The sequence below is a fragment of the Amycolatopsis sp. EV170708-02-1 genome, assembly GCF_022479115.1.
GTDB lineage: Bacteria > Actinomycetota > Actinomycetes > Mycobacteriales > Pseudonocardiaceae > Amycolatopsis.
In genome coordinates this window covers 6,858,724-6,880,201 of record NZ_CP092497.1, presented here as the reverse complement: position 1 = coordinate 6,880,201, position 21,478 = coordinate 6,858,724, and the positions used below count along the sequence as shown (strand labels likewise).

Genomic DNA, 21,478 nt, shown 5'->3' with positions numbered 1-21,478 from the left:
GATCAGTTCTCCATCTCGGTGGCGGGGCGGCGGCGGAAAACCCAGCCGCGCAGCAGCAGGAAGCGCAGGACGGTGGCCGCGAGGTTCGCGAGCACGAGCGCGGTGATCTCCAGCGCCAGCCCCGGCGCGGTCATCGTGTGCAGCAGCGCCAGGGCGCCACTGGTGAGCGCGAGTCCTAGACCGAACACGATGAGCCCCTGGAACTGGTGCAGCCCGGCGCCTTCCCGGCCGCGGATCCCGAAGGTCAGGCGCCGGTTGAGCGCGGTGTTGCCGATCGCCGTCACCAGCAGCGCGACGAGATTCGCCGCCTGCGCGCCGGTGAACGTCCGCAGCAGCAGGAAAAGCACGAGGTACGCGACCGTGCTGGCGACGCCGACGGCGGCGAACCGCACCAGCTGCCGCACCAGGCTCGGCGCCACCCCCGGTGCCTGGACCTGGATCGGCGCGCGGCCGAGTTGCTCGCGCAGGCCGCTGATCGGGATGCGGCCGGTCATCGTGGCCTTGGCCAGCCGGGCGATGCCTTTGAGGTCGGCGGTCGCGGTGGCGATGATGTTCACCGACGAGTCGGGGTCGTCCACCCAGTCGACCGGCACCTCGTGGATCCGCAGCCCGGTCTTCTGTGCCAGCACGAGCAGTTCGGTATCGAAGAACCAGCCGGTGTCCTGGATATGGGGGAGCAGCCGTTCGGCGACGTCGGCGCGGATCGCCTTGAAACCGCATTGCGCGTCGCTGAACCTCGCCGCCAGCGTGCCGCGCAGGATCAGGTTGTAGCAGCGGGAGATGAACTCCCGCTTCGGCCCGCGCACCACCCGCGCGCCACGGGCGAGCCTGCTGCCGATGGCGAGATCCGAGTGACCGGACAGCAGCGGCGCGATGAGCGGCCCGAGCGCGGCCAGATCGGTCGAAAGGTCGACGTCCATGTAGGCGAGCACTGGAGCGTCCGAAGTGGACCAAACGGCACGCAACGCGCGGCCGCGGCCTTTTTCTTCGAGGTGCCGGACTTCGACGGCGTCGAACTCGCGGCTCAGCCGTTCCGCGACGCGCAGCGTGCCGTCGGTGCTGGCGTTGTCGGCGACGGTGATCCGGAACGGGTACGGGAACTGCTCGGCGAGATGGGCGTGCAGCCTCCGGATGCACGGTTCGAGGTCGTTCTCCTCGTTGTAGACCGGGATGACGACGTCGAGAACGGGAGAGCCGTCCGGGACGATGGCGGGGCGGCGGCCGGTTTCGGCGCCGGAGAGGATCGCGGCTGTCATGGTGTCAATCTCGGCCATCGCGCTGAGGTCGCCTTGTGCCCGAGCTGTGCTGTCGCTGTGTCCTGTCACGGGATTCACCGGCTCAGGTCGTAGACGGTGACTCCGTCCACAGTGGTCGGTTCGTAGGTTTCCGCGACCCAGGCGGCGATCCGCTCGGCGGCGTCGCTGCCGGTCTCCCCGCGCATCATCATGCCTTCGCCGAGGAAGTAGTGGATCCGTCCACTTCGGACGTATTCCTGGAACTGTTCGAGCGTGGGCGCCGGATCCGTGCCGTTGAACCCGCCGACGGCCATCACCGGCGCGCCGCTGCCCAGCTGATATCCCGCGGCGTTGTTGGAACCCACGGTCGCCGCCGCCCAGGTGTAGTTCGCGCTGTCCCGTCGGATCAGGGCGGCCAGGTCGTCGCCGGGCAGGCTCGTCCCGAGCAGGCCGCCGCCACCCATCCGCATGCCCCGGCCCGTATCCGGCCCGGCGGAGGGAAGAGCGCCGGAATGCGGGGTGGCGGCGGTCGCGACCGTGTACGCCCCGGTGCCTGACAGAACCGTCGCCAGTGCGCCGACGGCGACCAGACGCCTTGCCGCGTCAGGTAAACGCGCGGCGAAGAACACCAGGAAGGCGCACAGGAGACCGGCCACGAGGATCGCGATCGCCAGCCCGGGAAGCCAGCCGGATTGCCGTGACAACAGGAGATACGCCGTCAGCGCGGTCAGCCCGATCCCGGCGCTCAAGGTGCCCGCGGCGGCCGGATTCCCCCGTGCGCGCCACAACTGCGTGCCCGCGATCCCGGCGAGCGCGGCGACCGCCGGGGCGAGCGCGATCATGTAGTACGCGTGGATGATGCCGCCCATGTAGCTGAACACCACGGCGGTCACCAGGAACCAGCCGCCCCAGACGATCAGCGCCGCACGCCCGCGATCGGTGCGCGGGGCACGGCGCGTGAACCACAGGCCGGCGGCCAGCGCGACGACGGCGGCAGGCAGGAGCCAGGCGATCCCGCCCGCCATCTCGTCGCCGAACAACCGGTCCCAGCCCGTGCCGCCCCAGCCGCCGTTGGGGTTTCCGCCGACGCTGCCGACCTCGTCGCCGGTGATGCGACCGAAGCCGTTGTAGCCGAAAGCCAGCTCCCACAGGCTGTTCTCCTGCGAGCCACCGATGTAGGGCCGGTCGGCGGCGGGCCACATCGCGACGACGGCGAGATACCAGCCCGCGGAGACGAGGGTCGCGGCCAAGGCGCCGAACAGGTGCAGCAGACGTTTGCCCAGCGACGTCGGCGCCGCGATCAAGTGCGCGAGCCCGAACGCGGGTAGTACCAGGAACGCTTGCAGCATCTTGGCGAGGAAGCCGAACCCGACCGCGACCCCGGCCAGCGCCAGCCAGCGCGGGCTCGCCTTCTCCAGCGCGCGGACGACGCAGTACGCGCCCGCGGTCAAGAGCAGGACGAGCAACGCGTCGGGGTTGTTGAAGCGGAACATCAGCGCGGCGGCCGGGGTGAGCGCGAGGACCGTGCCCGCCAGCAGCCCCGCGGCCGGACCGGACGTCCGGCGGACCGCGGCGTACAGCAGCGCCACCGAGCCGACGCCCATCAGCGCCTGCGGCACCAGGACACTCCAGGCGTCGACGCCGAACAGGCGCGCGGAAAGGCTCATCACCCACAACGCGGCCGGTGTCTTGTCGACCGTGATCGCGTTCGCGGCGTCGCTGGACCCGAAGAACAACGCCTTCCAGCTCAGCGATCCCGCCTGCGCGGCCGCGGAGTAGAAAGCGTTGGCCCAGCCGGATTCCCCGAGGTTCCACAGATACAGGACGGCGGTCGCGAGCAGGAGCGCGGCCAGCGACGGCCGGACCCAGCGCGGATCGGCCGGCGTGCCTCGGGCGGGGGGAGCGGTTCGATCGGCTTCGTCGCGGGAGGCGAGGAGGGTCATGGCCTCAGCGTCGGGGGCCGACCTGGGGGTGGTTGTGCCGAAGCTGTGCACCCGCTGTGAGGATCCGATCACCGGCAGATGGACGGCGAACTCGGTGTGCCCCGGACGGCTGTGCACCTCGATCGTGCCGTGATGGGCGACGACGATGGCCGACGCGATCGCCATCCCGAGCCCGGTGCTGCCCGCGGTCCGGGACCGGGAGGAGTCGCCGCGGGCGAAGCGCTCGAACACGCTCGGCAGGAGTTCCGGGTCGATCCCGGGACCGTCGTCGGTGACGGTGAGCACCGCGGCCCCGCCGTGCGCGAGGGCCAGCGCGGTGACCACCGTGGTACCCGGCGGGGTGTGCGTGCGCGCGTTGGACAGCAGGTTCGCCAGCACCTGGTGCAGGCGCTGGACATCGCCGCGGACGAGGACGGGCACCGTCGGGAGCCGGAGCTCCCAGCGATGGTCCGGGCCCGCGACATGCGCGTCGCCGACGGCGTCCGCGGCCAGCCGGGCGAGGTCGACTTCGCCCGCTTCGAGCGGCCGCCCTGCGTCGAGTCTCGCCAGCAGGAGAAGGTCCTCGACCAGCGTCGTCATCCTGGCCGCCTCCGACTGGATCCGCGACATCGAACGCGCGACCTCCGGTGGCGCCAGAGCGCTGCTTCGGCCGGCGAGTTCGGCATACCCCGGATCGCCGCGAGCGGAGTGCGGAGTTCGTGGCTCGCGTCGGCGACGAACCGGCGGACGCGGGTCTCGCTGGCCTGCCGGGCTTCCAGCGCCCGCGCGATATGCCCGAGCATGAGGTTCAGCGCCGAACCGACCTGGCCGACCTCGGTCCGCGGATCGGTGTCGATCGCGGGCACCCGCACGGAAAGCGCGACCTGGCCGCGGTCGAGCCGCATCGCCGACACCCGGCCCGCGGTCGCGGCGACCCGGTCGAGCGGCCGCAGCGTACGGCGGACGGCGAACGCGCCGAGGAACCCGGCGCCGGTGACGCCCGCCGCCGCGACCCCGAACAGGATCCACCCGACGGTGGCCAGCGTGTCCTGCATCGGGCCGAGCGGAAGCCCGGTGACGACCACGCCGCCGGGGATCGAGGCGGCCTGCACGCGGTAGTCGCCCAGGCCGCCGATCGTCAGCGTCATCGGCGGCCGGTCCGCCGGGATCGAGAACAGCCCGGCCTCCTGCTCGGCCGACAACCCTTGGGGAAGTCCTTGCACGGTAAGGACTCCCGCGTAGAGCACGCGGTCGCCGGAGACGCGCACGCTGAGCGTCCCGGACGCCTGGCCCGGCGCGTTGAGCGGATTGGGACCGAGCCCGTCCTCCGGCGGCCGGTTCGCGAAGTCGTGGGCGCGGGCCGACGCCGCCGAGAGCTGGTCGTCGATCTGGCGGGTGAGGAACGACCGCAGCGCGATCTCGCTGGCGACGCCGATCACCAGGCAGACGAACGTGAGCAGCAGCACCATCGAACCGGTCAGCTTGGCGCGCAGGGAAAGCCGCCCGGGCCGGGTCCACCGGCGCGGGCCGGTGGTCGGGGCCGGGCCGGATGCCATGACCCGAGCGTGCGCCGCCGTCGTATGCGCGCGTTGTGTCCCACCTGTGAGCCCGCTGTGTGCCGCGGTCACGGAGGGGGCTGACGGCGGCACAAACCGGGCACAGCCGCGGCAACTCTGCCTCGCCTCACCCTGCCAGCGAAACCGTGGGGCGGCCACGTCGTGACTGGGCGGACGGCAGGCGTGATCAGACGGACGACACGCGTGACTGGACGGACGACACGCGTATGCGGCCGCGTCCGCCGAGAGTCGTCCGCCTGGACACGTGTGTCGTCCCTCTGATCACACGTGTCGTCCCTCCGGACACGCGAAACCGGCCGCCGGGGCGGCCGGGTCAGCGGTCGTAGTCCACGCCCAGTTCGGGAGAGGTCGCCACCGCCCGGCAGGTCAGGATCCGCCCGGCCGCGACCTCTTCGTCGCCGAGCGCGTAGTGCACGTCCATCCGGGCGTCGCCGTGCACCACGGTCGCCCGGCACGTGCCGCATGCCCCGCCGACGCACGCGTACGGCGCGTCGACGCCGTGCCGGAGCGCGGCGCTGAGGACGGTTTCGCCCACCGTCGCGGGGATTTCGACGGTCTTCCCGCCCGCGGTGACCGTCAGCGTCGAGCCGGGGTGCCGCGAGGGGCGGACCGGAAGCGCGCCCTGGAACAGTTCGAAGTGGACGTTCTCTTCCGGGACGTCCCGTTCGGCGAGCGTCCGGCGGGCCATGTCGACGAGGTCGCGCGGGCCGCACAGGAACCAGTCGTCCACCTTCGCCGGGTGCAGCCGTGCCTGCAGCAGCGCGCGGAGGCGGGTGCCGTCGAGACGCCCGCGCTGATACCGCTCGTGCGAGATGGCCAGCGCCTCGCCGACGATGTCGAACGGCTTTTCGAGCCGTTGTGTGCGCAGGTCCGGGTCGCGTTCGTCGGTGCGGTAGTGCACGACGTGCAGCCGTCCGCCCAGCCGCGCGGCGAGCGCGCCGAGCTCGTCGGCGAACATCGTGCTGGCGCCGGAGGTGTTGATGTAGAGCAGGGTCGCCTTGCTGTTCGGCTCGTTCCGCAGGGTCGCGGTCAGGATCGACAGGATCGGCGTGATCCCGCTGCCCGCGGCGAGCGCGACGTAACGGCCGGCGCGGCCCCGCTCCGGGGTCAGCGTGAACTCGCCGTCCGGCGGCAGGACGTCCAGGACGTCACCCGCCGCGAGTTCCGTGGTGGCGAACGTCGAGAACGCGCCGCCGAGCTGGTGTTTGATCGCGATCCGCAGCACGCCGGAGTCCGGTGCCGAGCAGATCGAGTAGGCGCGCCGCACCTCTTCCCCGTCGACCTCCGCGCGGATGACGAGGTGCTGACCGGGGGTGAAAAGGAAGGTCTCGCGCAGCTGCTCCGGCACCTCGAAGGTCACGGTGACGGCGCCCTCGCACAGCGGCCGGACCTCGGCGACGCGCAGCGGGTGGAAGCGGCTCGGCCGCAAGGGCTGGGGTGCGGGCGGTTCCTCGTCGAACGAGCCGGTGAGCCGTCGCCATTCGCGGTACTCCGACGACGTCAGCTCGCGGCCCCACGGCGTCGCGATCGGGACGTCCCTGGCGAGGTAGGCGTCGCGGTTGTCCCGCCAGGTGCGCAGGTAGCGGTAGAACGGGATCGCGGGGTGGAGATGGTGCACCAGGTGGTAGTTCTGGCACAGCATGATCGGCGTCATCAGCCATTCGAGCCCGACGCGGACGCGCGTCGCGCCGAACCGGTTCTGCCGCTGCGCGCCGAGGTCGTGATGCGGGAGCCAGTCGAACCACCAGGCCAGCACGGCCAGCCCGACGCGCTGCGGGATCAGGTAGATCATCAGCAGTTCCCAGCCGTGGCCGCTCACGGTCAGCCAGGCGAACGCGGCGAGGCTCAGCGCGACGACGGCCGCGCTCTCGGCCCGCTCCGACGGCGGCCGCGTCCGCTGCCGCGCCACGTAGAAGCGGGCGTACCAGAAGTCGATGGTCAGCCAGCGCAGCGGCAACTGCCAGCAGGGGCCGTGCGCGGTCCAGGCGTCGGGGTCGGTGTGGGCGTCCTCGTTGGTGTTGCGGTGGTGCTCCAGATGGATGTAGCGCACCAGCGGGAAGGAGCCGTAGGCCGCCACGAACGGCATCGCGAGCCTGCCGAGCAGTTCGTTGACCCAGGTGAGCCGCCCGGCCGCGTGATGCGTCGACTCGTGCAGCACGGTGAACATGGTGAAGGTGACGAGCGCGTGCAGGGGAATGGTCACCCAGAGCGGCGCGGCCTCGTTGACGACCAGCCAGGTGGCGCCCGTCCAGACCATGCCGCCCCCGGTGAACAGCAGCACCGTCGGCACCGAGACCAGCGGCAGCGGGATCCGCGGGCTGGGCACGCCGCGTCTCGGTCTTCTCTCGGGTGATTCCCCCGTGTCCTCGGACCGGGTTACGGCGACGGTCATCGATCGTTCCCCTCGGTCGATGGCTACCGGGACAAGCTCGCATACCGTAGACAATTAGTACTGGTTTGTAAACTTCATCCGATCGCTGAACGCCTCGTCACGGCGTCCGATGGTGAAGCGTGGCACGCATCCGTGTCCAGGAAAGGGCCGGTTCGTAACAGAGAAGAACCGAAAACTGGTCCGATCGGGTGGTCAGGGGCCTGATGGTCCGACGTGGGTCGAAACCTGTGAGCGGCGTCGGAGGGCGGGCTGATGGCCCCGGGACCGGACCGGTGAGCGACACGGCCCAGGCCGCGCCCTGCGGGTCTGTCCGCGGTCTTCGCGCCCAGGTGGTCCCTGACGGCACGGGCGGATGCGGCCGAGTACGACCCGGTACGAGGCCGATCCGCCCGCACCGCCAGGAACCACCTGGATCACGAACCCCGTCGAACAGACCCACAGGACACGGCCTAGACTCGGACGGCCCGGTCTGCAAGGTGACCAGGGCACATCCGCCGTCGACGACATGCGGATGCCCCAACACACCGTTTACCGCTCGAGGAGAATACGTTGAAGAGCACCGTCGAGCAGCTCAGCCCGACGCGAGTCAAGATCAATGTCGAGGTGCCGTTCGACGAGCTCAAGCCGAACTTCGACCGCGCCTACCGCAAGATCGCCCAGCAGGTGCGCATCCCCGGCTTCCGCCCGGGCAAGGCGCCGGCTCGCGTGCTGGAAAGCCGGATCGGGCGCGCCCCGGTGCTCGACGAGGTCGTCAACGAGGTCATTCCGGCCAAGTACATGGAAGCCGTGCGCGCGGGCGAGGTCCGCACGCTGGGCCAGCCCGAGTTCGAGGTGACCAAGCTGGAGGACCGTGAGGTCCTCGAGTTCACCGCCGAGGTCGACGTCCGTCCGGAGATCTCGCTGCCCGACCTCGAGGGCTTCGCGGTCAGCGTCGACGACGTCGAACTGACCGACGCCGAGGTCGACGAGCAGCTCGACGAGCTGCGCGCCCGCTTCGGCACGCTGACCGGTGTCGACCGCCCGGCCGAGAACGGCGACTTCGTCTCGATCGACCTCGCGGCCACCGTCGACGGCCAGGAGGTCGAGGAGGCCTCGACCACCGGCCTGTCCTACGAGATCGGCTCCGGCCAGCTCGTCGACGGCATCGACGAGGCGATCATCGGCGCGAACGCCGGCGAGACCAAGACCTTCACCACGAAGCTGGTCGCCGGCGAGCACACCGGCAAGGACGCCGACGTCACCGTCACCGTGCAGACCATCAAGCAGCGCGAGCTGCCCGAGGCGGACGACGAGTTCGCCCAGATGGCGAGCGAGTTCGACACGATCGACGAGCTGAAGGGCGACCTTCGCGAGCGTCTCGGCCGCGTCAAGAAGATGCAGCAGGGCGTCCAGGCCCGTGACAAGGTCCTCGAGGAGCTGCTTGAGCGCACCGAGGTCGCCATCCCGGAGAAGGTCCTCGAGGCCGAGATCGAGAACCGCAAGCACGACGCGATCCACCCCTTCGACCACGACGAGGCGCAGTTCGCGAAGGCGCTGGAGGCCGAAGGCCGCACGATCGAAGAGTTCGACACCGAGGTCCGCGAGGAGTCGGAGAAGGCGGTCCGCACGCAGCTGCTGCTGGACAGCATCGCCGACGCCGAGCAGACGTCGGTCAACGACGGCGAGCTCACCGAGCGGATCATCTACCAGGCGCAGCGCTTCGGCGTCAGCCCGGACGAGTACGTCCAGCGGGCGCAGCAGTCCGGTCAGCTGACCGCGATCTACGCCGACGTCCGCCGCGGCAAGGCGCTGGCCTCGGTGGTCCGCAAGACCACCGTGACCGACGCCTCCGGCGCCACGGTCGACCTCGAAGAGCTCTTCGGCCCCGCAGCCGAGGAGACGCAGGTCACCGAGGAACCCGCGAAGACTGCGGCCGAGTAGGGAATATCCGGTCCGGTCGAATCGGACCGTAAAGCTGTAAGCGAACTTGGGCGGTGTCAGGCATTCTGCACCGCCCAAGTTCGTTAGGGTCGGTTGCAAGATCCTCAAGCATCTGGACATACGCGGCGGCGAACGTTCCACCCGCCGCCGTCGGCGAAAAGGCAGGCATGACGTGACGCAGCACACGCCCCAGGCGCGGACCGGTACCGCAGGGCTCAACCTCACCGACTCGGTCTTCGAGCGGCTGCTCCAGGAGCGCATCGTCGTCCTCGGCTCCGAGGTCAACGACGAGGTCGCCAACCGGATCACCGCCCAGTTGTTGCTGCTCGACGCAGACGACTCCGAGTCGGACATCCGCTTCTACATCAACTCGCCCGGTGGCTCGGTCACCGCGGGTTTCGCGATCTACGACACCATGCAGCTGATCCGCCCGGACGTCGCGACCTACGCGATGGGCCTGGCCGCGTCGATGGGGCAGTTCCTGCTCTCCTCCGGCACGCCCGGCAAGCGGTACGCGCTGCAGCACGCGCGCATCCTCATGCACCAGCCCTCGGCGGGGGTCGGCGGCACGGCCTCCGACATCGCCATCCAGGCCGAGGTGTTCGGCAAGTGGAAGCAGGAGCTGGCCCGGATCACCGCCGAGCAGACCGGCCAGACGGTCGAGCAGATCGTCAAGGACGGTGACCGCGACCGCTGGTTCACCGCGCAGGAGGCGAAGGACTACGGCTTCGTGGACCAGGTCCTCACTCGTGAGAACCCGCTTCCCAACAGCTGATCCGCGCCTCGCACACAGGAGAATTCAATGAGCAACTTCCAGCTTCCGAACGGGTCGCAGGCGCCCGGGATGCAGTCGCGGCTCCAGCTGCCGCAGTCGCGGTACGTCCTGCCCTCGTACGTCGAGCGCACGAGCTACGGCATCAAGGAATCGAACCCGTACAACAAGCTGTACGAAGAGCGTCAGATCATGCTCGGCGTGCAGATCGACGACGCGTCGGCGAACGACGTGATGGTCCAGCTGCTGCACCTCGAGCACGAGGACCCGGACCGCGACATCATGATCCTGATCAACTCGCCCGGTGGCTCGTTCACCGCGCTGATGGCGATCTACGACACGATGCAGTACGTCCGTCCCGACATCGTCACCATGTGCATCGGCCAGGCCGCCTCGGCCGCCGCGGTGCTGCTGGCCGCCGGGACCCCCGGCAAGCGCTTCACGCTGCCGAACTCGCGCGTGCTGATCCACCAGCCCGCCACCGAGGGCACGTACGGCCAGGTCTCGGACCTGGAGATCCAGGCCAACGAGATCCAGCGGGTGCGGCGCCAGATGGAGGTCATCCTGGCGAAGCACACGAAGAAGGACGCCGACGAGGTCAAGAAGGACATCGAGCGCGACAAGATCCTGACGGCCGACGAGGCCAAGGCGTACGGGATCGTCGACGAGGTGCTCGAGTACCGCAAGGCTTCGAGCAGCTGATCGTGGGAGGGGACCGGTGCGTGTCGGGTGACGACACGCACCGGACCCCTGGTCTATGGTCAGCTTCTGGCGTGCTCAGATGTGACGTTGGTTCTCCCGTCGGCGGCATCGGACGGGTACCGTCAGTGGCAGTGTGTGAGGCTCCGAGAGGTCATCCGTGACCGGGGCGGTAAGACAGTCAGGCGCGTATCGCGCCGGAGGGGACGAGGTCAACGGCCATGGCACGGATCGGTGACGGCGGCGACCTGCTGAAATGTTCTTTCTGCGGCAAGAGCCAAAAGCAGGTGAAGAAGCTCATTGCCGGCCCCGGGGTCTACATCTGCGATGAGTGCATCGATCTCTGCAACGAGATCATCGAAGAGGAACTGGCCGAGGCCGGCGAGGTCAAGCTCGACGAGCTGCCCAAACCCGCCGAGATCCACGAGTTCCTCGAGCAGTACATCATCGGCCAGGACGACGCGAAGCGATCGCTGGCCGTGGCGGTGTACAACCACTACAAGCGTGTGCAGTCCGACGACAAGGCCGGGCCGAAGGATTCCAAGGACGAGACCGTCGAGCTGGCGAAGTCCAACATCCTGATGCTGGGGCCGACGGGCTGCGGCAAGACCTATCTGGCCCAGACCCTGGCGAAGATGCTGAACGTCCCGTTCGCGATCGCGGACGCCACGGCGCTCACCGAAGCCGGGTATGTGGGCGAGGACGTCGAGAACATCCTGCTCAAGCTGATCCAGGCGGCGGATTACGACGTCAAGCGCGCCGAGACGGGCATCATCTACATCGACGAGGTCGACAAGATCGCCCGCAAGTCGGAGAACCCGTCGATCACCCGTGACGTGTCCGGCGAGGGCGTGCAGCAGGCGCTGCTGAAGATCCTCGAGGGCACCACCGCCTCGGTGCCGCCGCAGGGCGGCCGCAAGCACCCGCACCAGGAGTTCATCCAGATCGACACGACGAACGTGCTGTTCATCGTGGCCGGCGCGTTCGCCGGGCTGGAGAAGATCATCAACGAGCGGGTCGGCAAGCGCGGCCTCGGGTTCGGCGCGGAGATCCGCACCAAGGCCGAGATCGACGAGAGCGACATCTTCTCCGACACCATGCCGGAGGACCTGATCAAGTTCGGGCTGATCCCGGAGTTCATCGGGCGTCTCCCGGTCGTGGCGACGGTGACCCACCTCGACAAGGACTCGCTGGTCAGCATCCTGACCACGCCGCGCAACGCGCTGGTGAAGCAGTACAAGAAGCTCTTCGAGATGGACAACGTCGAGCTGGAGTTCACCAAGACCGCGCTCGAGGCCATCGCCGACCAGGCCGTGCTCCGCGGCACCGGCGCCCGTGGCCTGCGCGCGATCATGGAAGAGGTCCTGCAGCCGGTCATGTACGACATCCCCAGCCGCGACGACGTCGCGAAGGTCGTCATCACCGAGCAGACCGTCCGCGAGAACGTGAACCCGACGATCGTGGCGCGTCAGCCGTCCCGCCGTCGCAGCAGCGAGCGCGGCGAGAAGTCCGCCTGAGCGCACACTTTCGCCACCGATGCCCCGGCCGGATCCCTCCGGCCGGGGCATCGGTTTTCTCCGGCCCGGTCCGGCCGGTGACCGGACCGGGATAGGATGCGAAGGTGCCGCTGACTCCCACGAAGGACGAGACCGAGGCTCCCGAGCTGGCAGCCGCGAGTCCGCGCGAGGTCAGGGGACTCGTCGAACTCACCGAACGCATCGTCGTCGGGGCGTACCGCGGGCATCCGTGGCTCCCGCGCGCGCTGACGATCGCGCTGGGCGTGCTGGTGGCGACCTGCCTGGTGGCCGGTGTCGTCCGCTTGTCGCCACTGCCGCTGATCCCGCTGCCGTTCTTCGCCGTCTCGGCGTACGCGCTCATCCGGCTCAAGGCGGCGCGAAGCGCGGAGGCGAACCAGTCGCTCGTCGCCTGGACCGGGCTGTTCACCGGTGCGACGCTCGCCGGATTCTGGCTGATCTCGATGGCGGGACGCTGGCTCGGCTGATCGGCCCGGCACCCGTTTCCGGATTTCCCTCCGTTAGCAGGGTTTCAGAATCATCCCCACGGGGTAAGACGAGTCCGTGACAGTCACCGCGGGTCTCTTCTCCCACGTGGGCCTGCTCTACTCCGGTGACGCCGAGTACCTGGACGGTACGGTTCCGTACATCCTGGAGGGCCTGAAGCTCGGCGAGCCCGTCGCGGTGGCCGTCCCGGGCCGGAATCTCGCGCTGATCGAAGCCGCCTTGGGCGATTCCGCCGCCGGGGTCGAGTTCATCGACATGACCGAGGCGGGCCGCAACCCCGGCCGCATCCTTCCCGGTGTGCTGCTCGCGTTCGCGGACAACCGCCCGGGGCCGGTGCGGATCATCGGCGAACCGATCTGGGCGGGCCGGTCGGCGCTCGAATACCCGGCCTGCGCGCAGCACGAGGCGCTGATCAACGTCGCTTTCGGGGACCGCGAACTGAGCATTCTCTGCCCGTACGACCGCAACCGGCTCGACGACGACGTCCTCGCCGACGCCGAGCGGACCCATCCGACCCTCTCCGGCGCCGGCGGTGATCGCCCGAGCGCGGGTTACGCTCCCGACGCGGTCGTCGAGAAATACAACCTTCCGCTGCCCGAGCCGCGGGCGGCCGACGCGTTCCGCTTCGACCTCGCCCGGCTCGGCGCGGTGCGGTGTTTCGCGCAGGACCGGGCCGAGGAGTACGGCCTCGCTTTGGAGCGGGTGGAAGATCTCGTGCTCGCCGTGGCCGAGCTGTCCGCCAACAGCGTGCTGCACGGTTCGGGCCACGGTGTCGTCCGCATCTGGCGCGAAGAGGGCTACGTGCTCTGCGAGGTCATCGACGAGGGCACCCTGAGCGATCCGCTGGCCGGCCGTCGTCCCGCCTCGCCGGGGCAGATCGGCGGACGTGGCCTGGTGCTGGTGAACCAGGTCGCCGACCTGGTCCGGCAGTATCTGAGACCGGGGTCGACCGTGACCAGGATCTACTTCCGCGTCTGAACCCTCAGGCGTTCTTCGGGACGTGTTTGCCGAGGAACGCGATCAAACTCGGCACGACCGTGCGGTTGAAGGCGTCGCCGTGCTTGCCGCGCGAGGTGTGCGCCACCATGGGCCGCGCCTCGGAGATGAACTTCCGCACCCCGCCGATGAACGGGTCTTCGGTCCCGCACCAGATCCCGGTCGGCACGCTTTTGGTGACGCCGATGTGGCGCAGCGGGTCCAGCGAGCCCCAGTCGGCGGCGTCGCGGAAGGCGCGCCGTTTGCTCATCTCGGCCCACGACGTGATCAGCGCGGGCGCGAGGGCCGCGACCGCGGCGGGCGGGCGGCGGCGTTCCAGGCGGCGCCGGGTGTACAGCAGCGCGCCGAAGCCGCCCATCGAGAGCCCGGTGGCGGCGAACGGCTGCCCGTCCCGGCCGCCGAGGCCGCGCGCGGCGAGCCAGCGGGGGACCTCTTCGAGCAGCATCGCCATCGGGTTGTCGCCCGGTTTGTTCTCGTGCCAGTAGTGGTCGCCGCCGTCGACGGCGACGAACCCGAACGCGGGCACCGCCTTGCGGGCGACGTCGCTGCCGAGCTGTTTCAACAGCCCTGTCGGGGCCGCGTGCCGCGCGGTGCCGTGGAGGCCGTGCAGCATCAGCGACATGGGCAGTCCCTTGGGCGGTGCCTTGGTCGGCAGCATGAGCACGAGATCGACCTCGCGGCCGCGGGCTTCGGAGTAGACGCGTTCGACACGGGGGCTGCCCAGCTGGGTGGCCGGGGTCGGCGACGCGACGCCGAGCGCCCGCTGGAGCGCTTCGCTGAACGGCAGGGCTCCGGTGGCCGTCCCGGCGGCGAGCCCGGCGACTCCGAGACCGGAGGCGCCCGCGATCAGCACGGAACGACGGCTCAGCCACCGGCGGGCGCCGTCCACCCCCGGCAGCGTCGTATGCCCCTGGTCGTCCTCGTTCACCGATCCCCGTTCCCCCGTTTGGCTTCCACCAGGTCAGACGCGCGCTTCCGCTCGAAGGTTGCACGATTCACCGACCTGTGACCGGGGTATCGCCGGATCAGGTGCCGATGTTTCCCTCTTTCGCGCGCCAGGCCTCGATCGAGCGGCGGGCGGACCGTGTCGCGGCCTCGTAAGTGTCGCCCAGACCCACGCCCAGGGCGGTGGCCAGGGGAATCAGGATGTGGTCCACACCATTCTCGCCGTCGCCGAAATGGCCGGCGACCTCCAGTGTGATGTAGCCGTGCACGGCGCTCCAGAGCTGAGCGGCGACCTCGAATTCCGGGGCGGGGCGGAACCGGCCCGCGTCGATCACCCGCTTCGCGGCGCGGACGAGGTAGCCGAAGGCCTCGATGCCCTCTTCGCTGGCGTTCTGGCGGGTCTCCTCGTTGGTCATGTCGCCGAGGGTCACCTTCTGCCCGCTGGGCTGGCTCTGGCCGAAGGTCACCGCGTAAAGCTGCGGGTCGTCCACGACGGTCCGCCGGTACGCCAGTGCCAGGGTGAGGATGTCTGCCGCAGGGTCTTCGGTCTCCTCGACCCGGCCCAGGTTCGCCGACAGCCGCCGGAATCCCTCGCGCGCGACCTCGTCCACGAGCGCGCCCATACCGCCGAAGTGGGTGTACACGGCCATGGTGGACGCGCCGATCTCGGCCGCCAGCTTGCGGGCCTGCAGCGCCTCCGGGCCGCCGTGCGAGAGCAGCCGGATCGCCGCCTCGATCAGCTTGCCCTTGACCTCGGCGGCGGAGGGTTTCGGTGCCATGCTTGCCAGTATCTCATAACCCTGTTATAAATGAGCGCATAACATCGTTATTCCAGGGTAGGGGTCTGTGATGGGCAACAAGTTCCTCGAGGGCAACTTCGCCCCGGTCAGCCGAGAGCACACGATCACCGAACTGAGCGTCACCGGGCACATCCCGGAGTACCTGGACGGGCGCTATCTGCGGAACGGGCCGAATCCGCTGTCCGAAGTGGACCCCGCGACGTACCACTGGTTCATGGGCGACGGCATGGTGCACGGCGTCCGGCTGCGGGACGGCCGCGCCGAGTGGTACCGCAACCGCTGGGTGCGTACTCCCCGGCTGTCCGGGGAGCTCGGCGAGCGCTGGGAAGGCGGGCCGGTCGCCGGGGTCGCGGCCATGGGCGCCAACACGAACGTCATCGGCCACGCGGGCAAGACCCTCGCGCTGATCGAGGGCGGTCCCACGAACTTCGAACTGACCGACGAACTCGACACCGTCGGCGCCTGCGATTTCGACGGCACCCTTCCCGGCGGCTACACCGCCCATCCGAAGCGTGATCCGGAGACCGGCGAACTGCACGCCGTGTCGTACTTCTTCGGCTGGGGCAACAAGGTGCAGTACTCGGTGATCGACGCGCAGGGCCGCGCGCGGCGCAAGGTGGACGTCGAGGTCGCCGGTTCGCCGATGATGCACGACTTCTCCCTGACCGAGAAGCACGTCGTCTTCTACGACCTTCCGGTCACGTTCGCGACCGAGCAGGCCGTCGCGGCTTCCGTCCCGCCGTTCCTGCGCACACCCGCCCAACTGGTGGTTTCCGCGCTGGTGGGCAAGGTGAAGGTGCCGGATCCGCTCAGTGCGCGGCTTCGTCAGCGGATCTCGGGCAACGCCGGCCTGCCGTACCGCTGGAACCCCAAGTATCCGGCGCGGATCGGTGTCATGCCGCGCGACGGCGGCAACGGCGACGTCCGCTGGTTCGAGATCGAGCCGTGCTACGTGTTCCACCCGATGAACGCCTACGACGACGGCGACGACATCGTGCTGGACGTCGTCCGGCATCCGAAGATGTTCGACACCGAACTCCTCGGACCCGCCGAGGGGCCGCCGACCCTGGACCGCTGGACCATCGACCTGAGCGTCGGCAAGGTCATCGAGGAACGTCTCGACGACCAGGGGCAGGAGTTCCCGCGCGTCGACGAACGGCTGGTCGGGCGAAGGCATCGCTTTGGCTACTCAGTGTCCACAAAGGATGGTTCGGCGTCGTCGGGATCCTTGCTGAAGCACGATCTGTGGAACCGGTCGGTCCAGTCGCGGGAATTCGGCGACGGCGCGCAGGTGGGGGAGTTCGTGTTCGTCCCGTCCTCGGCGGACGCCGGCGAGGACGAGGGCGTGCTGATGGGATTCGTCTACGATCCCGCGACGCAGAAGAGCGATCTGACCATTTTGGACGCGGGGACGCTGGAGACCGTGGGTGCCGTGCATCTGCCGGACCGGGTGCCGAACGGCTTCCACGGCAACTGGGTGGGCACGGAGGGCTGAAGGGGACTTTCCCCGCATGCCACGCGGTGAAGGGCGCTTTCGTCTCGTGAGACGCGGGGAAAGCGTCCTTCAGCCCCCGAGGCCGAGCACCCGCTGTTCCCCGGTGTAGAGGTTCATGCTGTCGCCGCGCAGGAAACCGATGAGCGTCATGCCGTTCTCGTCGGCCAGTTCCGCGGCCAGCGACGACGGCGCGGAGACGGCCGCCAGCAGCCCGATCCCGGCCATGGCGGCCTTCTGCACCAGTTCGAACGAGGCGCGGCCGGACACCAGCAGCCCGGTGTCCGCCGCGGGGATCCGGCCCTCCTGCAGCGCCCAGCCCAGCACCTTGTCCACGGCGTTGTGCCTGCCGACGTCCTCGCGGACCACGGCGAGGTTCCCGTCTCCGTCGAACAGGGCGGCCGCGTGCAGCCCGCCGGTGCTGGAGAACACCTTCTGGTGCGCGCGGAGCGTGTCCGGGAGCTTCGCCAGCACGTCGGTGCTCACCGCGAATTCGGACTTCTCCGGGGAAAACCGGCTTTTCAGCTTCACCGCGTCGAGCGCGGCCTTGCCGCAGACGCCGCACGAGGACGTGGTGTAGAAGTTCCGCTCGACGCCGGTCTCCGGCGGGGCGACCCCTTCGGCCAGCGCGATGTCCAGGACGTTGTAGGTGTTGCGGCCCTGGTCGTCGACGCCGTCGCAGTACCGCGCGACCGCGACGTCCTCGCGCGAGGCGAGCACGCCTTCGGACAACAGGAACCCGTGCGCGAGCTCGACGTCGTTGCCGGGTGTCCGCATGGTGACCGCGAGTGCCTTGCCGCCGACCCGGATCTCCAGCGGTTCCTCGGCCGCGAGCGCGTCGGGCCGCCGCACGTCCTTGGTCGCGGAAATCTTCCGCACCGGACGCCGCACCGTCACCCTGCCCACTTGTCCACCCTTCTGACCGGTAATTCGACACTTGAGTACTGCAACGTCGGGAATTAAGTAATACATTCCCAGTGCACATCCTCAGAGTACGGAGGCGCCGGATGGCTGTCGGCTTCCTGGACCGTTCCCGCATCGTCGCATCACCGGGCTGGAGCCGCTGGCTGGTGCCGCCCGCCGCGCTGGCCGTCCACCTCTCGATCGGGCAGGCGTACGCGTGGAGCGTCTTCAAACAGCCGCTGGAGAAGACCCTCGGCCTCACCGGGACGGAGAGCGCGCTGCCGTTCCAGCTGGGCATCGTGATGCTCGGGCTGTCGGCGGCCTTCGGCGGGACGCTGGTCGAACGCAACGGTCCGCGCTGGGCGATGTTCGTCTCGATGGCGTGTTTCAGCTCAGGCTTCCTGCTCTCCGCGCTCGGTGTGGCGACGTCGCAGTACTGGCTCGTCGTCCTCGGCTGGGGTGGGATCGGCGGGATCGGGCTCGGGATCGGCTACATCTCGCCGGTGTCGACGCTGATCAAATGGTTCCCGGACCGGCCGGGCATGGCCACCGGCATCGCGATCATGGGCTTCGGCGGCGGCGCGCTGATCGCCTCCCCGTGGTCCTCGCAAATGCTGGGCCCGGACACGTCGTGGTCGATCGGAGGCGTCGCGACGGCCTTCCTCGTGCACGGCCTGGTCTACGCGGTCTTCATGACCCTCGGCATCCTGCTGGTGCGGGTCCCCGCCGACGGCTGGAAGCCGAAGGGCTGGGAACCGAAGACCGACCACGGCAACGCGATGATCACCACCGCGAACGTGTCGGCGCGCAACGCCATCAGGACGCCGCAGTTCTGGCTCCTCTGGGTGGTCCTGTGCTTCAACGTGACCGCGGGCATCGGCATCCTGGAGAAGGCGTCGCCGATGATCGTGGACTTCTTCCGCGAGACCTCGACCCCGGTCGGCACCGCCGCCGCGGGCGGGTTCGTCGCCTTACTCTCGCTGACCAACATGCTCGGCCGGTTCGTCTGGTCGTCCACTTCGGACCTGGTGGGGCGCAAGAACATCTACCGCCTCTACCTCGGCGTCGGCGCCCTGCTGTACCTGGTGATCGCGCTGACCACCAACGCCTCGAAGCTCGTGTTCGTGCTGTGCGCGATGTTGATCCTTTCCTTCTACGGCGGCGGCTTCGCGACCGTTCCGGCGTATCTCAAGGACCTCTTCGGCACCTACCAGGTGGGCGCGATCCACGGCAGGCTGCTGACCGCGTGGTCGATGGCGGGCGTGCTCGGGCCGCTGATCGTCAACGCCATCGCCGACAGCCAGAAGGCGGCGGGCAAGGTCGGCCCTGATCTGTACTCGACGTCGCTGTTCATCATGATCGGCCTGCTGGTCGTCGGTTTCGTCGCCAACGAGCTGGTGCGCCCGGTCAACCCGAAGTACCACGAGCCGGCGTCGTCCGGCGAGCCCGCGAGGAGTGAGGCCCGATGACCGAACAGGCTCCCGAACGCCGCCGCACCGGGCTGATGGTCTTCGCGTGGCTGTGGGTCGCGCTCCCGTTCGCCTACGGGGTCTACGAACTGTTCCGCAAGGTGGTCCAGCTCTTCGGCGGCTGAGTAGGGTCGGGTCGTGGGAGTTCTGGTCACCGGGGCGTCGCGCGGCATCGGCCGCGCGATCGCCCGCGCCTTCGCGGAAAAGGGCGACCGTGTCGCCGTCCACTACGCCTCGAAACGGGAGGAAGCCGAGCGGACCCTCGCCGAGCTGCCCGGTTCCGGGCACGGCCTGATCCAGGGCGATCTTTCGGAGCCCGAAGTGGCGCAACGGGTCGCGGACGAGGCCGAGGCGCTGGTGGGCGGGGTGGACGTCCTCGTGAACAACGCCGCCTTCGCGCCGTCCCCGGCTTCGGCCCATCCTGTCGTCGAAGTGTCCTATGAGGACTGGCAGCGGGTCTGGCGGCGGATGCTCGACGTCAACGTCCTCGGCACCGCGAACGTGACCTACTGCGTGGCGCGGCACATGATCGAGCGCGGCGCGCCCGGCCGCGTGGTCAACATCGGCTCGAGGGGAGCCTTCAAGGGCGAGCCCGAGTTCCCGGCGTACGGCGCGAGCAAGGCGGCGCTGCACTCGCTGGGGCAGTCGCTCGCCGTCGCCCTCGCCCCGCACGGGATCGCCGTGACCTCGGTCGCGCCCGGGTTCACCGCGACGGACAGGGTCGCGGCGAAGGTCGAAGGTGCGCGCGGCGAGAGCCCGTTCGGTCGCGTCGGCACGCCGGAAGAGGTCGCGGCGGCGGTGCTCTACCTCGCTTCGGGCGAGGCCGCGTGGGCGTCCGGGGCGATCCTCGACCTGAACGGCGCGTCGCATCTGCGGATGTGAACTGGATCACCTATGCAGCGATGAAGGCCTCCCGCGCGTCTATGGAACGTGCACAAGCTGGGGAAGGTCCTGGTCGCCGCGCTCGCGGTGGCGGTGTTCGGCGGGACCGCGTACGGATACACGACGCTGGAGTCGCTCGAAGGCGTCACCCGCGAAGACGTGATCGAAGCGCCGGACCCGGGCGAGCAGCCCGCCGACGGATCGCTGGACATCCTGCTGGTCGGACGCGATTCGCGGACCGACGAGCATGGCAACCCGCTGTCCCCGGAGATGCTGCGTGAGCTGCGCGTCGGCGCGAACGGCGACGACCTGACCGACACGCTCATCGTGCTCCGCATCCCCAACGGCCAGAAGGCGGTGAAGGCGTTCTCCATCCCGCGCGACTCTTGGGTCGCGGAGCCGGGGACGAAGGACAAGACCAAGATCAACGGCATCTTCGGTCACGCCAAGTTCGCTTCGGCGAGTGCGCAGCGCGAGGCGGGCAAGACCGACAAGGCGGAGATCGACAAGGTGGCGATCACGGCCGCGCGGAAGGCGACCTTGAAGGCGGTCGAGGATCTCACCGGCGTCAAGATCGACCACTTCGCCGAGGTCAACCTGCAGAGTTTCTACGACATCAGCAAGGCCGTCGGCGGGGTCGAAGTGTGCTTGAACAGGGCGACCAAGGACCGCAAGTCCGGGGCGGACTTCCCGGCCGGCAAGCAGACGATCCAGGGCGCCGACGCGCTGGCCTTCGTACGCCAGCGCGAGGATCTGCCTCGCAGCGACCTCGACCGTGTCCGCCGTCAGCAGGTGTTCCTCGCCGGGCTGGCGAAGCAGGTGCTCTCCGCCGGGACGCTGGCCAATCCGGCCCGCCTCTCCGAACTGATCGACGCGGTGAAACGTTCGGTCGTGCTCGACGGCTCGTGGGATCTGCTCGACTTCGTCCGGCAGATGCGGGGCGTCTCCGGCGGCGGCATCGCCTTCGACACGATCCCGGTGGTCAACCCCGACTATCGCTACAACCCCAAGCAGCCGACCGCGACCGCCGTGCAGGTGGACCCCGCCCAGGTGCGGGCTTTCGCCGCGTCCCTGATCGGCGTCCAGCCCACGACCCCGCAGGCACCCGCGGGTCCCAAGGTCGACGTCGTCAACGCGAGCGGCAAGGACGGCTTGGCCGCTCGCGTCTCGGATCTCTTGACGGAGAAGGGATTCGGCAAGGGCGAGACGACGGCCGAGTCCGGACGGCGGACCTCCGTCGTCCGGTTCAGCGACGCGTCCGGGCCCGCCACGGAGATCGCGAAGCTGCTCGGCGGCCTGGAGACCGAGAAGGTCGCTTCCGTCGCGGCGGGCCATGTCCAGGTCGTGCTCGGACAGGTCTACAAGGGACCGGGCGTGTCCGCGGGCGGCGGGGCGGCCGGGGTCAGGACCGATGAACCCATCACCTCCGCCGGCACGGAGTGCATCAACTGAG

The 21,478-nt window shown here is 69.4% G+C and carries 17 protein-coding genes and 1 pseudogene; 11 read left to right on the top strand and 7 right to left on the bottom strand.

All coding sequences use genetic code 11. The features are described from left to right. Positions 1–2: 2 nt before the first annotated feature. The 4 genes and pseudogenes from MJQ72_RS31255 to MJQ72_RS31240 form a co-directional block, all read right to left on the bottom strand. The gene (locus MJQ72_RS31255) at positions 3–1,256 is read right to left on the bottom strand and encodes a bifunctional glycosyltransferase family 2/GtrA family protein (RefSeq protein WP_240594606.1); all 1,254 of its coding nucleotides are present in this window, start codon (positions 1,254–1,256) and stop codon (positions 3–5) included. 74 nt (positions 1,257–1,330) lie between these two features. Beyond that, on the bottom strand, positions 1,331–3,178 hold the full coding sequence (locus MJQ72_RS31250) for a glycosyltransferase family 39 protein (RefSeq protein WP_240601462.1): 1,848 nt from the start codon (positions 3,176–3,178) through the stop codon (positions 1,331–1,333). 21 nt (positions 3,179–3,199) lie between these two features. Beyond that, positions 3,200–4,713: pseudogene (locus tag MJQ72_RS31245) on the bottom strand (sensor histidine kinase); the annotation flags it as partial. A gap of 334 nt (positions 4,714–5,047) precedes the next feature. Then, positions 5,048–7,060, bottom strand: coding sequence for a fatty acid desaturase (locus MJQ72_RS31240; protein WP_240601461.1), 2,013 nt, complete (start codon positions 7,058–7,060; stop codon positions 5,048–5,050). A gap of 615 nt (positions 7,061–7,675) precedes the next feature. On the opposite strand from MJQ72_RS31240, the gene tig reads away from it, so the two are divergent. The 6 genes from tig to MJQ72_RS31210 all read left to right on the top strand — a co-directional run bounded on the left by tig (position 7,676) and on the right by MJQ72_RS31210 (position 13,516). After that, the gene (gene tig, locus MJQ72_RS31235; RefSeq protein ID WP_240594605.1) at positions 7,676–9,046 is read left to right on the top strand and encodes a trigger factor; all 1,371 of its coding nucleotides are present in this window, start codon (positions 7,676–7,678) and stop codon (positions 9,044–9,046) included. 172 nt (positions 9,047–9,218) lie between these two features. Continuing rightward, positions 9,219–9,821, top strand: coding sequence for a ClpP family protease (locus MJQ72_RS31230; RefSeq protein ID WP_016332353.1), 603 nt, complete (start codon positions 9,219–9,221; stop codon positions 9,819–9,821). 27 nt (positions 9,822–9,848) lie between these two features. Next, a complete protein-coding gene (locus tag MJQ72_RS31225) occupies positions 9,849–10,520 on the top strand; it encodes an ATP-dependent Clp protease proteolytic subunit (protein WP_240594604.1) in 672 nt (223 codons plus the stop codon). 218 nt (positions 10,521–10,738) lie between these two features. Next, entirely contained in the window at positions 10,739–12,034 is a 1,296-nt protein-coding gene (clpX, locus tag MJQ72_RS31220) for an ATP-dependent Clp protease ATP-binding subunit ClpX (protein WP_016332355.1), read from the top strand. A gap of 104 nt (positions 12,035–12,138) precedes the next feature. After that, positions 12,139–12,519: a hypothetical protein gene (locus MJQ72_RS31215; RefSeq protein ID WP_240594603.1), complete on the top strand. Its 381-nt coding sequence runs from the start codon at positions 12,139–12,141 to the stop codon at positions 12,517–12,519. Between the two features lie 76 nt (positions 12,520–12,595). Next, positions 12,596–13,516, top strand: coding sequence for a sensor histidine kinase (locus MJQ72_RS31210; protein WP_261367991.1), 921 nt, complete (start codon positions 12,596–12,598; stop codon positions 13,514–13,516). A 4-nt stretch (positions 13,517–13,520) separates the two neighbouring features. Here MJQ72_RS31210 and MJQ72_RS31205 read toward each other — a convergent pair whose 3' ends face one another. Beyond that, complete coding sequence (locus tag MJQ72_RS31205; RefSeq protein ID WP_240594602.1) at positions 13,521–14,462, bottom strand: alpha/beta hydrolase-fold protein; 942 nt, start codon at positions 14,460–14,462, stop codon at positions 13,521–13,523. Between the two features lie 97 nt (positions 14,463–14,559). Continuing rightward, the gene (locus MJQ72_RS31200) at positions 14,560–15,258 is read right to left on the bottom strand and encodes a TetR/AcrR family transcriptional regulator (RefSeq protein ID WP_240594601.1); all 699 of its coding nucleotides are present in this window, start codon (positions 15,256–15,258) and stop codon (positions 14,560–14,562) included. Between the two features lie 70 nt (positions 15,259–15,328). On the opposite strand from MJQ72_RS31200, the gene MJQ72_RS31195 reads away from it, so the two are divergent. Next, positions 15,329–16,774 (top strand): carotenoid oxygenase family protein, encoded by a 1,446-nt coding sequence (locus tag MJQ72_RS31195; protein ID WP_240594600.1) that lies wholly within the window; start codon positions 15,329–15,331, stop codon positions 16,772–16,774. A gap of 69 nt (positions 16,775–16,843) precedes the next feature. On the opposite strand, the gene fdhD is transcribed toward MJQ72_RS31195, so the two are convergent. Then, entirely contained in the window at positions 16,844–17,677 is an 834-nt protein-coding gene (gene fdhD / locus MJQ72_RS31190; protein WP_240594599.1) for a formate dehydrogenase accessory sulfurtransferase FdhD, read from the bottom strand. A gap of 101 nt (positions 17,678–17,778) precedes the next feature. Between fdhD and MJQ72_RS31185 the strand changes: the two genes are divergently transcribed. From MJQ72_RS31185 to MJQ72_RS31175, 4 genes are read left to right on the top strand one after another with little or no spacing between them, the layout of a single operon-like run. Further along, positions 17,779–19,143 (top strand): OFA family MFS transporter, encoded by a 1,365-nt coding sequence (locus MJQ72_RS31185; RefSeq protein WP_240594598.1) that lies wholly within the window; start codon positions 17,779–17,781, stop codon positions 19,141–19,143. After that, positions 19,140–19,268 (top strand): hypothetical protein, encoded by a 129-nt coding sequence (locus tag MJQ72_RS44710; RefSeq protein WP_255355414.1) that lies wholly within the window; start codon positions 19,140–19,142, stop codon positions 19,266–19,268. The genes MJQ72_RS31185 and MJQ72_RS44710 overlap by 4 nt, the downstream gene beginning before the upstream one ends. Before the next feature lie 13 nt (positions 19,269–19,281). Then, a complete protein-coding gene (locus MJQ72_RS31180; protein WP_240594597.1) occupies positions 19,282–20,025 on the top strand; it encodes an SDR family NAD(P)-dependent oxidoreductase in 744 nt (247 codons plus the stop codon). Positions 20,026–20,073: 48 nt separating this feature from the next. Then, positions 20,074–21,477: an LCP family protein gene (locus MJQ72_RS31175; RefSeq protein WP_240594596.1), complete on the top strand. Its 1,404-nt coding sequence runs from the start codon at positions 20,074–20,076 to the stop codon at positions 21,475–21,477. The last annotated feature ends 1 nt before the right edge of the window (position 21,478 follow it).

Bases quoted from the DNA above. Each gene is read 5' to 3' on its own strand.
- MJQ72_RS31255 (WP_240594606.1), bottom strand. From the start codon at position 1,256: ATGACAGCCGCGATCCTCTCCGGCGCCGAAACCGGCCGCCGCCCCGCC.
- MJQ72_RS31250 (WP_240601462.1), bottom strand. From the start codon at position 3,178: ATGACCCTCCTCGCCTCCCGCGACGAAGCCGATCGAACCGCTCCCCCC.
- MJQ72_RS31225 (WP_240594604.1), top strand. From the start codon at position 9,849: ATGAGCAACTTCCAGCTTCCGAACGGGTCGCAGGCGCCCGGGATGCAG.
- clpX (WP_016332355.1), top strand. From the start codon at position 10,739: ATGGCACGGATCGGTGACGGCGGCGACCTGCTGAAATGTTCTTTCTGC.
- MJQ72_RS31200 (WP_240594601.1), bottom strand. From the start codon at position 15,258: ATGGCACCGAAACCCTCCGCCGCCGAGGTCAAGGGCAAGCTGATCGAG.
- MJQ72_RS31195 (WP_240594600.1), top strand. From the start codon at position 15,329: ATGGGCAACAAGTTCCTCGAGGGCAACTTCGCCCCGGTCAGCCGAGAG.
- MJQ72_RS31185 (WP_240594598.1), top strand. From the start codon at position 17,779: ATGGCTGTCGGCTTCCTGGACCGTTCCCGCATCGTCGCATCACCGGGC.
- MJQ72_RS44710 (WP_255355414.1), top strand. From the start codon at position 19,140: ATGACCGAACAGGCTCCCGAACGCCGCCGCACCGGGCTGATGGTCTTC.